This window comes from Dehalococcoidia bacterium, assembly GCA_028711995.1.
In the GTDB taxonomy this organism is placed as follows: domain Bacteria; phylum Chloroflexota; class Dehalococcoidia; order SZUA-161; family SpSt-899; genus JAQTRE01.
The window spans coordinates 1-13,602 of record JAQTRE010000076.1; the positions used below are offsets into that span (position 1 = coordinate 1).

Here is a 13,602-nt window from a genome sequence, read left to right on the forward strand (position 1 = left end):
TGTTGGCGCTTGTTTTGGCGCTAAATTCGACCCGCCAGCCGATTCACTCAGACTTTAAACTTCGCAGCATAATATCAGGGTGACTCAATCAGAATTCCGATACCGGCTTTTTGCAGGGACGCCAAAAATAGCTTGCTGGGATGGAGTCTCCTCCGACGTCAGATGCGCCTGAGAGGAGGATGGATTTCTACGGAGAATTGAGTGGCGCGACACTTTGATCAGAGGTTTTTTCGGCCGTTGTCGAGGAGATTTGGCTTAAGAAGGAAGGATGTCATCGCAGAGAGGGCCGCGATCGCTGAAAATATGTTCAACAACTGTGCATAGTGTTTAGCTTCCACCAATGGCCAGCTTACTTACCGAGGGACAATCGCATATTTTGATTCATCATGGCTGCCGTAGATACCTTTCCAACTACTTTCTCGCTTCATGACGAGAATTACACACAGAAATACCTTTCCGACTTCATCCATCAAGGAAGTCCATCTGCTTGGGAAGGAGATCAGGGGTGGATTGAGTTGGACGCACATCCCCTTTTGTCATCGATTGTTGCCTGACAGTCTCCATCCTCAAGGCAAAAGTAATTGAAAAAGTTCTGCCTATCGTACCCTCAGGCCCACCATTTGTGGTAAAAATCCACCAAATGTTGGTAATTTGCCAATAGAAGTTGGCGACACCAGCTATCCAAGACACTTCGTCTTAATCATCTGACCCCTCTTCCAATTCCCCATTGCCCTCAATGATTGATGGCTCCGTCTCGGGCAAAGCCGCTCTCTGGACAACATAGGTGGCCTTTGTCAGGCAGTTTCGCACCTCCCAGAACAGTCTGGATCGAGTCTCCAAAAGGGGGATACCTTTTGCTGAGACAGACAGCCAAGGTAGTAGTCTGTGCCCTTCCGTGGCTACAGTGAATGTCATTGCCTTTTTGGAGCGATAGCAATCGGGGTATTTTGTTCATCATCACCAAGTAACCTTACTACAAGATTGACAGAAAAGGGCCATCTATCGTAAAGTATCAAATACCGCTCAAGTATCTATCTTACTCAGCGTAATACTCATTGATGTTACACAATATCATATGTATAATATATAGTATACAATCCAAATCTGGGGGGGGTCCGATGGTCAAAAAAGTGATACAGGTTCCTGTTGATGAAGAGTTACTTAAGGCCTTGGATCGGCTATCCGATAAGCAACGCATGGCTAGGTCGGAACTGATTCGCCAAGCCTGTCAACGTTACTTAAGACAGGTGGAGTATGATGAGCTAGACAGACTCTATCAAGATGGGTACGAGAAAATGCCAGAAGATCCAGAGATGGGAGAAGTCCAGATAACTTTGGCATCGAAAATTTTGCCCAAGGAGTCGTGGTAGATGCGACGTGGCGAGATATGGTGGACTGAACTACCCCCACCTATGGGCAGACGCCCAGCTCTTCTACTGTCTAGGAATACTGCCTACAGAGTGAGAACTTCGGTGACGGTTGCCGTGGTCACTCGGACCATCCGTGATATTCCGGTAGAAGTACTGCTTGGGTCAGAAGATGGTATGCCGACACGATGTGCGGTGAACTTAGACAGTATCATCACCGTCCCCAAGGACAAGTTAATAGAGCGCCTAACTACACTGACCGATGAAAAAATGATCATGGTCACAAAAGCAATCATCTTTGCCCTCGACCTGAGGGTTTGAGGTCTGATTATCTTATGAGATAGCCTCCTCACTGTAAACCATGAAGGTAAACTCAGATGGAACTGCTGCCTTCGGGGTAGATATGACGGACGGTGACGCGAGAGAGCTCGAACGCGTGCGGCGGCAGTTGAGGGAACTGAAAGCCGAGAGGGACCGACTGCTCGCTCAGAATGTTGGTCTACTCCATGATTTGAAGAGCCTACAAGAATCAATCCATCCGATTCAGACAGTATCTATGAGTGCAGCCTCAGATCCAGTAGATGTTGCCGCCAAACCAGCTGTCGCCATCCCAACAGTCAACGATCAGTCGTCTTTGTCGCAGAAAATACGGCTGTTTCGCTCCCTATTTCGTGGACGGGAGGATGTGTTTGCGAAGCTTTGGCGGAGTCGGCAGGGCAACAAAATGGGCTATAGTCCGGCCTGTACCCGTGAATGGAATCCAACATTCTGTGGCAAACCGAGGATCAGGTGTGGTAACTGCCCCAATCGGGACTTTTCTCCAGTAACCGATGAGGTGATTCAGAAGCATTTGGAAGGGAAACATACCGTTGGGCTTTACCTTCTGTTGCCAGAAGAAACTTGTCACCTATTGGCTGTCGATTTCGACAAACAATCTTGGATGGAGGATGCCGCTGCATTTCTAGAGACTTGCCGCCGCATGGACGTTCCGGCTGCGATTGAGCGATCTCGGTCAGGGAACGGTGCGCATGTCTGGATATTCTTCTCCCAGGCGGTCTTGGCCTCAGCGGCGCGCAAGCTCGGTTGCTATCTGCTGACTGAGACTATGGCACATCGCCATCAAGTGGGGATGGATTCCTATGATCGGCTTTTCCCCAATCAGGATACCCTTCCCAAGGGAGGTTTCGGTAACCTTATTGCCTTGCCACTTCAAAAGGGATCGGTGGATAAGGGCAATACCGTCTTCTTGGATGGGAGCTTTAGTCCCTACAGAGATCAATGGGCTTTCTTGAATTCCCTCTCCCGGATGGAAGCGTCCGCCCTCGACAAAGTAGCCCGCGAAGCGGTTCGTAGCGGACACGTAATAGGAGTGCGGATGCCGTCAATGGATGAAGAGGACCAGCCGTGGGCTATAGTGCCCTCGAGGAGACCGCAAGAATCGCTTCTGGCTGGCCCCTTTCCGGCCAGGGTGAGGATAGTAATTGGCAACCTCATCTACGTCGAGAAAGAAGGGCTGCCCTCGCCGTTGCTCAATCGGATCAAACGACTCGCAGCTTTTCAGAACCCGGAGTTCTATAAGAAACAGAGCTTACGTCTATCTACTGCTTTGACCCCGAGGGTGATCTGTTGTGCCGAGGAGTTTCCCATGCATCTGGGTATTCCGCGTGGCTGCCTTGACGAACTAGAGAAGTTGTTGGGGAGTGTCGGTATTAAGCCGGATGTGGTGGATGAACGTTTCCGGGGCACGGATATTGAAGTCACGTTTCACGGTCAGCTCACCTCAGCACAGGAGACGGCAGTGTCCGACCTCATCCGCCACGACAATGGTATTCTCGTGGCACCATCCGGCTCAGGGAAGACAGTGGTTGGCATTTACATGATTGCTGCCAGAAGGACTAGCACACTGGTTCTGGTACACCGTCGTCCCCTTTTGGAGCAATGGCGAGTTCAACTGGCCAGCTTCCTTGGGGTAGATCCTTTGACGATAGGCCAGATCGGTGGGGGCAAAGACAGGCGGTCTGGGCTCGTCGATGTTGCCATGATCCAGAGCCTTATCAAAAAAGGAGCGGTGGAAAATATCGTGGCTGAGTATGGCCAGGTGATAGTGGACGAATGTCATCACCTCCCCGCAGTCACCTTCGAGCAAATACTGCGTCAAGTTAGGGCGCGATACGTGATCGGCCTTACTGCCACACCCTATCGTCGTGATGGACACCAGCCGATTCTCCTCATGCAATGTGGCCCGGTACGACATGTTATTGACCAGAGGGATAAAAGGCATCAAGGATTGCTATATCATCACCTTATCTGTCGAGATACTGGTTTTACGTTACCCCCGCAGGAAGATGAGACGTCTATTCATGATATCTATGCCGCATTGGTGGCCGATGAGACACGGAACCTGTTGATCCTTAATGATCTGCTTCAAGCTGTGCATAATGTGATTGTGCTACGTGGTGGTATGGGAGTTCGGCAACGTCGCGCAGTAGTTGAGCAAATGGCTGCTATACCCGATGGCGAGGAGCGAGTACTACTGGCAACCGGACGATATATCGGCGAAGGCTCCGATGATATTAGGCTAGACACTCTTTTCCTAGCAATGCCAATATCATGGAAAGGCACTCTGGTCCAATATGCCGGGCGTCTGCACCGTCTTCACCCTGGGAAAGTGGAAGTCAGAATATACGATTATGTGGATAGCAGCAGCACAATGCTTTTACGCATGTTTCAGAAGCGCCTTCGCGGATATCGGGCCATGGGGTACGAGCAAGATAACCCGGAGACCTAGCCTAAGCCGCTGTCAGCGACGGGGATAATCCGCCAGTGATCAGATTAGCGACCATCAAAATAGTGATTTCGTGTTTGGGAGGGAGTTGGATCCGGATCGATCTCCCCGTCCAGATTCCGAAAGGCATTTCCGGTGCGACGTGTGGTGAGTGGAGAAGTAATGGCTGGACGAGAGGGTAAGGCTTAAGCCATAGCAGGGTGATGAAAAACGAGGTCGATAAGTCAACTCACGCTCAAATTCCGGATGTCGTTTGAAGCTAACTCTGTTTTTCATAGGACTTTTTCAGCACCCTGATAGGCCTTGAGTGCGTCACCAACAATTGCTGTAAAGCTGGTATGAACTGCTTCCTCTCAAATAGGAGTTCGGAATCTGTCCACAGTGGCCCACCAAAGGTGACGATAGGCAGAACTTCAGTATTCTCCTTCTTCATCTCCACCGCATCATAAAGGGTGAAGCGCCGCAGCGAGACATCTCTTACTCCGCCATGGATAGTGTCCAACCTGTTTTTCAGTCCATAGTGAGCCATCATCGCTTGAATAGTGTGAAAAGTGTCCTTCCCCATAATGGACCCGATGACCCCTTCGAGAAGCTGGGCCGAAGGGGTCATCCTCTCCTCCAATATTTTGGCAACTCTTATTTTGAGGCAATTCGCCCAGATGACAACAGGCCCTGTTTATGCTATACTACCGACAACCTCATCGAATATATAAGGCGACCAATTTACCACCCCCGCTCAAATTCTTAAACATAGTCAATTCACACCGTAAGAAGGGAGGAAACCATGGCTGAGAAAATCAAGTATTCTGTCAATGTGCAAGTGGTAGGCGGCACCAGCATACCGATCACCGGTGAGATCACCCCGGAGGCTTATGCCAAGATACAGATAATCGTGGCAGCCGGGGCTGCCGATGTGCCGGTCAACCTGCAGCCCTCCGGCGCCAATCTGGCAGAGTTTCTGTTGATCAAGTCATCAGCGTATGACGACGCCCTGACCTATAAGGTCAATGACGCCACTGCCACAGCGATATCTCTCGACGCCCCGCATATCTTCATTGGCAAAGGGGCTGTGGCGATACTGGATGCTTCGCCAACCCAGCTTCTTTTCTCGAACGGGCTGACCAGCGATGTGACCATCGATATCCTCATCGGCAGGGATGCCACTCCCTAGCCGCAAACGGCCGACAATCTTAACACAAAAGGAGGACCCAGTATGCCGATTACACCTACTTATCCGGGCGTCTATATCGAAGAGTTGCCCAGCGGCGTGAAAACCATCACCGGCGTAAGCACCTCTGTCACCGCCTTCATCGGAAGGACCAAAAAGGGAACCGTCGATGAGCCTGTTCTCATCCAGAGTTTTGCCGATTTCGACCGGAAGTTCGGCGGGCTGTGGGACAAAAGCACTCTGAGCTATGCCGTGCAGCATTATTTCCTTCATGGCGGCAAGGATGCCCTGATCGTTCGAGTGGTCAACGGCGGCGCCAAGGCTACGATCAGCCTGCCCACTGCCAGCAGCACCCTGATTCTGGAAGCATCCAGCGAAGGCGATTGGGGCGAAGCGCTCACGGTGGCCGTCGATTACGACACCAAGGACTCGGCTACCCTATTCAATTTGACGGTTCAGGAACTCAGCTCACCGGGAGCCAGCGATATCGTATCGACCGAAACCTTCCGCAATCTCTCCATGGATGAAGGCGATGCCCGGTTTATCACCAAGGTTCTGGAACAGCAATCGAGCCTGGTCCGGGTCAATACAGTTACCACGGATCGACCTCAGGAAACCAGCAGCGCTATCGCAGCCGCCAGCAACGGCGATGACGGCGGAGATATCGACGACGGCCAGATATCGGATTCCAGCTTGCAGTCCGGCCGCAAAGGGCTCTATGCTCTGGATAAGGCCGATCTTTTCAACCTCCTCTGCATCCCGCCTCTGACCCGCGATGCCGATGTGGATATCAGCACCACCCTGGCCAATGCTGCCAAATACTGCAAGGATCATCGGGCGATGCTGATCGTCGATCCGCCTGCCGACTGGACCGATGTGGATCTGGCCAAGGCGGGCATCAACTCCCTTCGCTCCAGCATCGGAACGGACAACGCTACCAATGTGGCCGTCTATTTCCCTCGCCTCAAGATGGCCGATTCCCTGAAGGAAAACCGGACGGAGGAGTTCGCTCCCTGCGGAGCCGCCGCCGGCATTTTCGCCCGGATCGATGCCCAGCGCGGGGTATGGAAGGCTCCTGCGGGGCAGGAAGCTTCGCTCTCGGGCGTCAAGGAATTCACTTATAAGCTGACCGATGCCCAGAACGGCACCCTGAATCCGCTGGGACTCAACTGCCTGCGGTCGTTCCCGGTATACGGCAATGTGTTGTGGGGCGCGCGAACGCTGGCCGGGGCCGATCAACTGGCCTCCGAATGGAAATACATCCCGGTGCGCCGGGTGGCCCTTTTTATCGAGGAAAGCCTCTATCGCGGCACGCAGTGGGTGGTGTTCGAGCCCAATGACGAGCCTCTGTGGTCTCAGATTCGTCTCAATGTGGGCGCCTTTATGCACAACCTCTTCCGGCAGGGGGCCTTCCAGGGCAAAACGCCGCGAGAGGCATACTTTGTCAAGTGCGATAAAGAAACCACCACGCAGAACGATATCGACCGGGGCATCGTCAATATCCTGGTAGGGTTCGCCCCGCTGAAACCGGCAGAGTTCGTGATGATCAAGCTGAGCCAGATCGCCGGACAGGTGCAAGCGTAAGGAGGTAAGTGATGGCGCAATTCAGTGTGAATGCACAACGATTCGATCCGTATAAGAATTTCAAGTTCCGGGTGAAATGGGATGGGCGGTACGTGGCCGGAGTGAGCAAGGTGGGCGCTCTGAAGCGAAGCACCGATGTGGTGGAACACCGCGCCGGAGGCGATCCCAGTATCGTGCGCAAGTCTCCCGGACAGACAAAATACGATCCCATCACGCTTGAGCGGGGCGTTACCCATGACACCGAGTTCGAGAAATGGGCCAACAAGGTATGGAACTTCGGCTCCGGTCTGGGCGCGGAGGTATCGCTGAAGGACTTCCGCAAGGACGTCATCATCGAAGTCTACAACGAGGCCGGTCAGCCTGCCCTGGCATATAAAGTGTATCGATGCTGGGTTTCCGAATACCAGGCCATGCCGGAGCTGGATGCCAGCGGCAAGGCCGTCGCTATCCAGACTCTGAAGCTGGAAAACGAAGGCTGGGAGCGCGACTATGAAGTGTCGGAGCCTTCCGAGCCGAGTTTCACTGAGCCGGAGTAGTTCATGAGCCCTTTATCGGCATCCCGGCTCCTTGAGCTGTGGGAGCAAGGGGAGATGCAGCATCCGCTGGATCGAGCCCTGACGGCGCTGGCTTTCGGGTTTCCGGATCGGGATCGCGCGGAGTTTGCCGCGCTCAGCGTCGGGCAGCGGGATGGTCTCCTTTTGAGCCTGCGCGAATCTATGTTCGGGCCTAGCCTCGAAGCTTTTGCCACGTGCCCTGCATGCGAAGAATCCCTGGAGTTCACTCTGGATACTCCGGACCTTCTGGCCCGTTCCGTCCCTGCCCATGGCCCGGAGTTCACGCTGAAACTCGAGGGCTTCGAGGTGCAATTCCGGCTGCCCAACAGCTTCGATCTGGCCCTGAGCGCCGATCTGGAACCGGGGGAAGCCCGTCAAAGGATGCTGGCTCAATGTATTATGGAAGTCAGGAAGGGAAAGAGGAAAGTATCCGCCGAGGCTCTCCCAGAGAAGCTTAAAGACGCGGTGGCATCCCGCATGCTGGAGTACGATCCCCTGGCGGAAGTGCGGCTTGATCTGGAGTGTCCGGCCTGCGAACATCGATGGCCGGTGATCCTGGATGCCGGAGCTTTCTTCTGGGCGGAACTGGAATCGGAAGCCAAACGGCTGCTGCGGCAGGTGCACACTCTGGCTCGATTCTATGGCTGGCGGGAAGCGGATATTCTTTCCATGAGCGCCCGGCGGCGGCAATTCTACCTGAGTATGGTGAACCGATGAGCGATTTTCTGAGCCGATTGATCGAGCGTAACCAGGGGGTAATTCCTACGCTCCAGCCGCTGATTCGCCCCAGCCTGGCGCTGGGGGCTGTCGGTAGTCGGGAGCCAGCAGTCAGCAGTCAAGAGCCGGAGGATAGTAGGGGCGATCCCCTGGGGTCGCCCTTCAGTCGGGAGTCGACGGTCAGGAGTCAAGAGTCAGGTGCGAACCTTGTAGGGGCGCGTCTTGACGCGCCCAAACGGAATCTCTCCCATGCCCAGCCAGCCATGGTTAGCGCAGATACAGAAAGCGAACCCGCTGCACTCCAGCCTGCAAACCGCCCGCGTCTGACTAAAGAGACCAAAGTATCGGATCGACCAGCTGTCCACTCGCAGGCGGAACGGATACTGCCTCCAAAATCGGCGGTTCTCTCAGTTGAAGAACAGAGTCCCGGCCAAAGGAAAGCAGCAGGCAAGCCTGAAGGGGCGCACACTGTGATAGAGACCGTTCGGGAAATGAAATCGGATCAATCTGTGCCGGTTCAGGATTTCATACCGGCCACCCGTCAGAGAAGCCCATCAGTGAAAGAGACATCTTCTCAGATTGATCAGAATGTAGATGGCGGCCTCCGCTCACGCGCCGTCGTCACCTCTCAGGATGTGGGCAAGCCCGGAACCGAGCCGTCCTCAGTGGTGAGGCCAATCGATAAAATAGACTCATTCACCTTGATGCCTGTTTCTATGAAACGGGTGCCGGAGATAAATCCTGTTCCCGAAGGCTCGGTTGATCGTCGGCCGCGAGAGGCGTTTATGCGTCCCATCCGGGAAAGGGAAGTCTTTTTCCAGGAGCCTGAAGCGCCCCCTCCCACCATCCAGGTGAGCATCGGTCGAGTGGAGGTTCGGGCCATTCCAGCCCAGAATCCTCCTGCCCCGGCTCCGTCTCCCCGCCGTTGGGAGCCAGGGCTTTCACTGGATACCTATCTCAAGGAACGCACCGAGGGAAAACGATGAGCAACCATCTGGCTATTGCTGCCGCTACCTCCACTTTCAGTCAGCTCCTCGGGGAAGCCGCACGGGTGATCGATGAGGCCAAAGTGACCATCGGCAGACCCAAGGAGGGAACGCCCACCGGCATCAACCTCTTTCTCTATCAAGTGAGCCCGAATCAGGCCCTGCGCAATGCCGATCTCGTAACCCGGCGTTCGGATGGAACCCTGGCGCAGCGCCCGCAGGCTGCTCTGGATTTGCACTATTTGCTGACCTTCTATGGAGCGGAGAGCAAGCTGGAACCGCAGATATTGATGGGCAGCGCAGTGAGCCTTTTACACTCCCGTCCGATTCTCACCCGTGAGATGATCCGCACCGAAATCGAGCGATGCCTCACCGAAGACCCGCATCACTATCTGGCTACGGCTGATCTGGCCGATCAAATCGAGAAGGTTCGCTTCACTCCCGATGCGCTCAATCTGGAGGAGCTTTCCAAGCTGTGGTCCGTCTTCTTCCAGATCCCGTACGCTCTGTCGGTGGCTTATACTGCCTCGGTCGTGCTGATTGAGGCGCAGGAATCGCCGCAGATGGCCTTGCCGGTGCGAGCGCGGGATATTTACGCCATTCCTTTCCGCCAGCCGGTGATCGAAAAGATTGAGGCTGAAGGAGGCGCGAGCCTTCCCATTCTCGCCGATAGCACCATCATGGTCAACGGGCAACGCCTCCAAGGGGACCCGACCAAGGTGCGGATGGGCGAGGTGGAGGTAACCATCGACCCCACAGATGTTGCCAATACAGTGAGCGATATCCGGATCAAGCTGAATTTGGGATCGGCCCTCTTTGCCGGGCAGCCGCTGCGCGCGGGCGTGTTGGGAATGCAGATCGTGCATCCGATGATGATGGGATCGCCCAAGGTGGAGCACTCCGGGGTGGAATCCAACGCTAAACCGTTTGTCTTACAGCCATCCGTGACGGCAACTTCGATAGGCGCATCGGAGTTGACACTGAGCTTAAGTCCGAAGGTGGGCAAAAGTCAGCGCGTAGTGGTCCTGCTCAACGAGTTCCAGGCTTCTGGGACGCCCAGTGCCTATATCATCAAGGCCCCGTCCAATAACGGCATCACCGATCCCAACGTGGCCGACACCGATTCTATCACTTTCTCGCTGGCTGGTATCGAACTGGGCCAGTACCTGGTGCGGGTTCAAGTAGACGGAGCGCAGAGTCCGTTAACCGTCGATCCCGATCCCAACAACCCCCGGTATGTCGGTCCGAAGGTGAGCGTCTGATGAGTACAGTGGAAACGTTTCCGTGGCTGGAAGCCAACCAGCGCTACCTGATGGCAGAGGTGGCCCGGATACGCCGTCTGCTGGAAGCGCATGTGCTGAGAGTGAGGCAAGGGGCAGACGCGCCACCGACCGGGATACAGCCGTTCCCTGGCCCCGATCAGCCGTCTTCTGCGATGACGCCTCCACCCGCGCTGGAGACTCTCGTCAAAATATTCAGCCTCTCGCCGTTCGAACGGGATATGTTGCTCCTTTGCGCCGGTGTGGAACTCGATTCCTCTTTAGCCGCGCAATGTGCGGCCGCCCAGGGGGATGAGCGCAAAAACTACCCCACTTTCAGTCTGGCTCTGGCGGCTCTTCCTGAAGCGAACTGGAGTGCGATATCTCCGGCCAGCCCGCTGCGATACTGGCGGCTGGTTGAACCGGCGGTAGGGCCTTTTGATCATTTGACCACCGCGCCACTGCGAATCGATGAACGCATCCTGCATTACTTGACGGGCCTGCAATATACTGATGAGCGTCTGAAGGGATTCATCCATCCTGCGCCGGGACTCGTGGAACTAGTGCCTTCTCATCTTGAAATCGCCCGGCAGGCCATCGCCTCCTGGAATCAGGTCAACCCAGCAGACCAGATTCCGGTGCTCCAACTCTTTGGACCGGATTCTCAAAGCCAGCGCGCTATCGCGGCCGCTATCTGCTCCCGGATGGGGATGAATCTTCAGATCATGTCGGCGCGGGTGATCCCTCTGGATGCGCGAGAGCTGGAGGCCCTGGTCCACTTATGGGAGAGAGAGTCAATCTTGAGCCGTAGCGCTTTGCTCTTCGATTGCTCCGGCATCGATGCCAGCGACGCTGCCCGGTCGGCCGCAGTGGAGTGCTTGATTGAAGGCATCCGCTCGGCCCTCATCCTTGCGGGCCGCGACCGGCGCGCTATCGGGCATCGCCCGGCTTTGAACTGGGAGGTTCGCAAGCCCACTTCAACAGAGCAGCGTCTCCTGTGGCAACAGGCTCTGGGAAGCTCCGCCAATGGCCGGGTGGACCCGCTGGTGGCACAGTTTAATCTGAATGCATCTGTTCTGCAATCCGTCTGCGATGAGGCGCTGCAAAGAGCATCGGGGGAGAGTGAGGGAAACCTGGAAACCATCATCTGGGATACGTGCCGGGTTCATGCCCGGCCCAATCTGGATGAGCTGGCGCAGAAGATCGAATCGGCGGCCAACTGGGCAGACCTGGTGCTGCCGCAAACCTCCGAGCGACTTTTGAAAGAGATCGTGGCGCAGGTGAAACATCGCCTGAAGGTCTATGAAACCTGGGGGTTCGGCTCCAAAAGCTCTCGCGGATTGGGCATCAGCGCTCTCTTTGTGGGACCCAGCGGCACCGGCAAAACCCTGGCGGCAGAGGTGCTGGCCAACCATCTCCGGCTGGATTTATATCGCATCGACTTGAGCCAGGTGGTGAGCAAGTATATCGGCGAGACGGAAAAGAACCTGCGCCGCGTCTTCGATGCGGCTGAGGATTCCGGCGCCATTCTCCTTTTCGATGAGGCCGATGCCCTTTTCGGCAAACGCAGCGAGGTAAAGGATTCCCATGACCGCTATGCCAACATCGAAGTGAGCTACCTGCTTCAGCGCATGGAATCCTATCGGGGTCTGGCGATCCTGACCACCAATCTGAAGGAGGCCCTTGATAAGGCTTTTCTGCGCCGCATTCGATTTGTGGTGCCGTTCCCCTTCCCCAATGCCGAGCAGCGGGCCGAAATCTGGCGGCGCATCTTTCCGGCGGAGGCTCCTCTGGATAGCCTTCAGATGGAAAAGCTGGCCCAGCTCAACATGGCAGGCGGCAATATTCGCAATATCGCTCTCTGGGCCGCGTTTCTGGCCGCCGATGCCGGTGAGTCGGTGAGCATGGGCCATCTATTAAGGGCGGCTCGAGTGGAATATGCCAAACTGGAGAAGGCACTGACCGATATCGAGATCAGAGGCTGGCTATGAATTACACACACCATGATGGGCGCAACCCCTCCATTCAGCTGCACATCGAAGAGCTGGTGCTGCATGGTTTCCCGGCCATGGATCGGGATCGCATTGCCCGGTCGGTGGAGCAGGAATTGACTCGTCTGCTGCAACAGGAAGGAATACCCGCCGGATGGCAACAGGGCGCAGCCATTCCCAGCATCGATGCCGGGGACTTCACTATGGGACGGGGAGCCACGCCGGAAGGGATCGGCCGGCAGATATCACGAAATCTGTACGGAGGCATGAAGGGATGAGCGGCCAGTTCGATTCCAGGTCTAAAGCTCCGCTTCAGTTCTCCACGGCAATGGGTCCTGCTATCGATGGGCTGTGCCGCAGCCACGCGCTTGATTCGGCGAAGAGCCTGACGGACAATTCCCGAAGCCCGCTGGTCTCTCAGCCGCCGCTTTTGCAGTCGGAAACCGGCTGTTCTCGATATCTTTTTGGAAGCGCCGATCATGCCCGTCAGACGCCTGTACAGGCGAAACTGAAGATCGGCCCGGTCAATGATCCTTACGAGCGGGAAGCCGACCAGATGGCCGAGATGGTGATGAGCATGCCGGAGCCGAAGACAGATGATAATGACAATCAGTGCCGACTGCCCGGCTGTCCCGGAACACTGCAGCGCCAGGCTGCCAATTCAGCTTTGCCGGGGCAGGTTCCGTCCGTGGTTCACGAGGCGCTAAGCTATCCCGGCCAACCCATGGATACCGGAACCCGCATGTTCATGGAGTCCCGTTTCGGATATGATTTCGGCCGTGTTCGGGTGCACAGCGATTCACGCGCAGCGGATTCGGCGCGGGCGATCAATGCGCTGGCTTATACCGTCGGTAGCGATGTGGTGTTTGGGGACAGAAAGTATGCCCCGGCTACGGCCGAGGGCAGGACGATCCTGGGACATGAGCTGGCACATGTGATACAGCAGGGCGGCAATCGAGAAATCATCCGGCGATGGGGAGAAGGCATTCACGAGAAGGTAACGGGGGAAGCCGCTGATGTTATCGCGGATGAGGATGTGGTTCCTGTTGCCGCCGGAAAGTCAGAGTTGGCGTTCCTGCAAAAAGGTAGCGCCTTGGTATTGAAGCTGATATTGGGATGCGATAGACTCAAGTTGAGGCTATTCGACTTGAGGTGAAGGGATGTTCAGAGAGAACCACAGGCATAAGCAGA

The 13,602-nt window shown here is 55.5% G+C and carries 13 protein-coding genes; 12 read left to right on the forward strand and 1 reads right to left on the reverse strand.

The features are described 5' to 3' along the window. Positions 1-1,118: 1,118 nt before the first annotated feature. The 3 genes from PHV74_10475 to PHV74_10485 are packed head-to-tail and all read left to right on the forward strand — an operon-like array spanning position 1,119 to position 4,155. Positions 1,119-1,370, forward strand: a complete 252-nt coding sequence (locus PHV74_10475; GenBank protein ID MDD5094786.1) for a ribbon-helix-helix domain-containing protein — start codon at positions 1,119-1,121, stop codon at positions 1,368-1,370. After that, positions 1,371-1,688: a type II toxin-antitoxin system PemK/MazF family toxin gene (locus tag PHV74_10480; GenBank protein ID MDD5094787.1), complete on the forward strand. Its 318-nt coding sequence runs from the start codon at positions 1,371-1,373 to the stop codon at positions 1,686-1,688. It begins immediately after the preceding gene. 40 nt (positions 1,689-1,728) lie between these two features. Beyond that, the gene (locus PHV74_10485; protein MDD5094788.1) at positions 1,729-4,155 is read left to right on the forward strand and encodes a DEAD/DEAH box helicase family protein; all 2,427 of its coding nucleotides are present in this window, start codon (positions 1,729-1,731) and stop codon (positions 4,153-4,155) included. A gap of 256 nt (positions 4,156-4,411) precedes the next feature. Here PHV74_10485 and PHV74_10490 read toward each other — a convergent pair whose 3' ends face one another. Further along, positions 4,412-4,762, reverse strand: a complete 351-nt coding sequence (locus PHV74_10490; GenBank protein ID MDD5094789.1) for a hypothetical protein — start codon at positions 4,760-4,762, stop codon at positions 4,412-4,414. A gap of 174 nt (positions 4,763-4,936) precedes the next feature. Here PHV74_10490 and PHV74_10495 point away from each other — a divergent pair, with 174 nt between their 5' ends. From PHV74_10495 to PHV74_10535, 9 genes are read left to right on the forward strand one after another with little or no spacing between them, the layout of a single operon-like run. After that, positions 4,937-5,323 carry a hypothetical protein gene (locus tag PHV74_10495; protein ID MDD5094790.1) on the forward strand — a complete coding sequence of 129 codons (387 nt, stop codon included), beginning with the start codon at positions 4,937-4,939 and terminating at the stop codon, positions 5,321-5,323. Between the two features lie 42 nt (positions 5,324-5,365). Next, positions 5,366-6,904: a phage tail sheath subtilisin-like domain-containing protein gene (locus PHV74_10500; GenBank protein ID MDD5094791.1), complete on the forward strand. Its 1,539-nt coding sequence runs from the start codon at positions 5,366-5,368 to the stop codon at positions 6,902-6,904. Positions 6,905-6,915: 11 nt separating this feature from the next. Next, positions 6,916-7,440 carry a phage tail protein gene (locus tag PHV74_10505; GenBank protein MDD5094792.1) on the forward strand — a complete coding sequence of 175 codons (525 nt, stop codon included), beginning with the start codon at positions 6,916-6,918 and terminating at the stop codon, positions 7,438-7,440. A 3-nt stretch (positions 7,441-7,443) separates the two neighbouring features. Next, entirely contained in the window at positions 7,444-8,175 is a 732-nt protein-coding gene (locus PHV74_10510; protein MDD5094793.1) for a phage baseplate protein, read from the forward strand. Continuing rightward, positions 8,172-9,161 (forward strand): hypothetical protein, encoded by a 990-nt coding sequence (locus PHV74_10515; protein ID MDD5094794.1) that lies wholly within the window; start codon positions 8,172-8,174, stop codon positions 9,159-9,161. The genes PHV74_10510 and PHV74_10515 overlap by 4 nt, the downstream gene beginning before the upstream one ends. Further along, complete coding sequence (locus PHV74_10520; GenBank protein MDD5094795.1) at positions 9,158-10,423, forward strand: DUF4255 domain-containing protein; 1,266 nt, start codon at positions 9,158-9,160, stop codon at positions 10,421-10,423. Before PHV74_10515 ends, PHV74_10520 begins: the two co-directional genes overlap by 4 nt. Then, positions 10,423-12,411 (forward strand): ATP-binding protein, encoded by a 1,989-nt coding sequence (locus PHV74_10525; protein ID MDD5094796.1) that lies wholly within the window; start codon positions 10,423-10,425, stop codon positions 12,409-12,411. Before PHV74_10520 ends, PHV74_10525 begins: the two co-directional genes overlap by 1 nt. Next, a complete protein-coding gene (locus PHV74_10530; protein MDD5094797.1) occupies positions 12,408-12,689 on the forward strand; it encodes a hypothetical protein in 282 nt (93 codons plus the stop codon). Before PHV74_10525 ends, PHV74_10530 begins: the two co-directional genes overlap by 4 nt. Further along, entirely contained in the window at positions 12,686-13,567 is an 882-nt protein-coding gene (locus PHV74_10535) for a DUF4157 domain-containing protein (GenBank protein ID MDD5094798.1), read from the forward strand. Before PHV74_10530 ends, PHV74_10535 begins: the two co-directional genes overlap by 4 nt. Positions 13,568-13,602: the final 35 nt, after the last annotated feature.

Excerpts from the sequence above, each read along its gene's own strand:
- PHV74_10475 (MDD5094786.1), top strand. The coding sequence starts at position 1,119 with ATGGTCAAAAAAGTGATACAGGTTCCTGTTGATGAAGAGTTACTTAAG.
- PHV74_10480 (MDD5094787.1), top strand. The coding sequence starts at position 1,371 with ATGCGACGTGGCGAGATATGGTGGACTGAACTACCCCCACCTATGGGC.
- PHV74_10485 (MDD5094788.1), top strand. The coding sequence starts at position 1,729 with ATGAAGGTAAACTCAGATGGAACTGCTGCCTTCGGGGTAGATATGACG.
- PHV74_10490 (MDD5094789.1), bottom strand. The coding sequence starts at position 4,762 with ATGACCCCTTCGGCCCAGCTTCTCGAAGGGGTCATCGGGTCCATTATG.
- PHV74_10495 (MDD5094790.1), top strand. The coding sequence starts at position 4,937 with ATGGCTGAGAAAATCAAGTATTCTGTCAATGTGCAAGTGGTAGGCGGC.
- PHV74_10500 (MDD5094791.1), top strand. The coding sequence starts at position 5,366 with ATGCCGATTACACCTACTTATCCGGGCGTCTATATCGAAGAGTTGCCC.
- PHV74_10505 (MDD5094792.1), top strand. The coding sequence starts at position 6,916 with ATGGCGCAATTCAGTGTGAATGCACAACGATTCGATCCGTATAAGAAT.
- PHV74_10510 (MDD5094793.1), top strand. The coding sequence starts at position 7,444 with ATGAGCCCTTTATCGGCATCCCGGCTCCTTGAGCTGTGGGAGCAAGGG.
- PHV74_10515 (MDD5094794.1), top strand. The coding sequence starts at position 8,172 with ATGAGCGATTTTCTGAGCCGATTGATCGAGCGTAACCAGGGGGTAATT.
- PHV74_10520 (MDD5094795.1), top strand. The coding sequence starts at position 9,158 with ATGAGCAACCATCTGGCTATTGCTGCCGCTACCTCCACTTTCAGTCAG.
- PHV74_10525 (MDD5094796.1), top strand. The coding sequence starts at position 10,423 with ATGAGTACAGTGGAAACGTTTCCGTGGCTGGAAGCCAACCAGCGCTAC.
- PHV74_10530 (MDD5094797.1), top strand. The coding sequence starts at position 12,408 with ATGAATTACACACACCATGATGGGCGCAACCCCTCCATTCAGCTGCAC.
- PHV74_10535 (MDD5094798.1), top strand. The coding sequence starts at position 12,686 with ATGAGCGGCCAGTTCGATTCCAGGTCTAAAGCTCCGCTTCAGTTCTCC.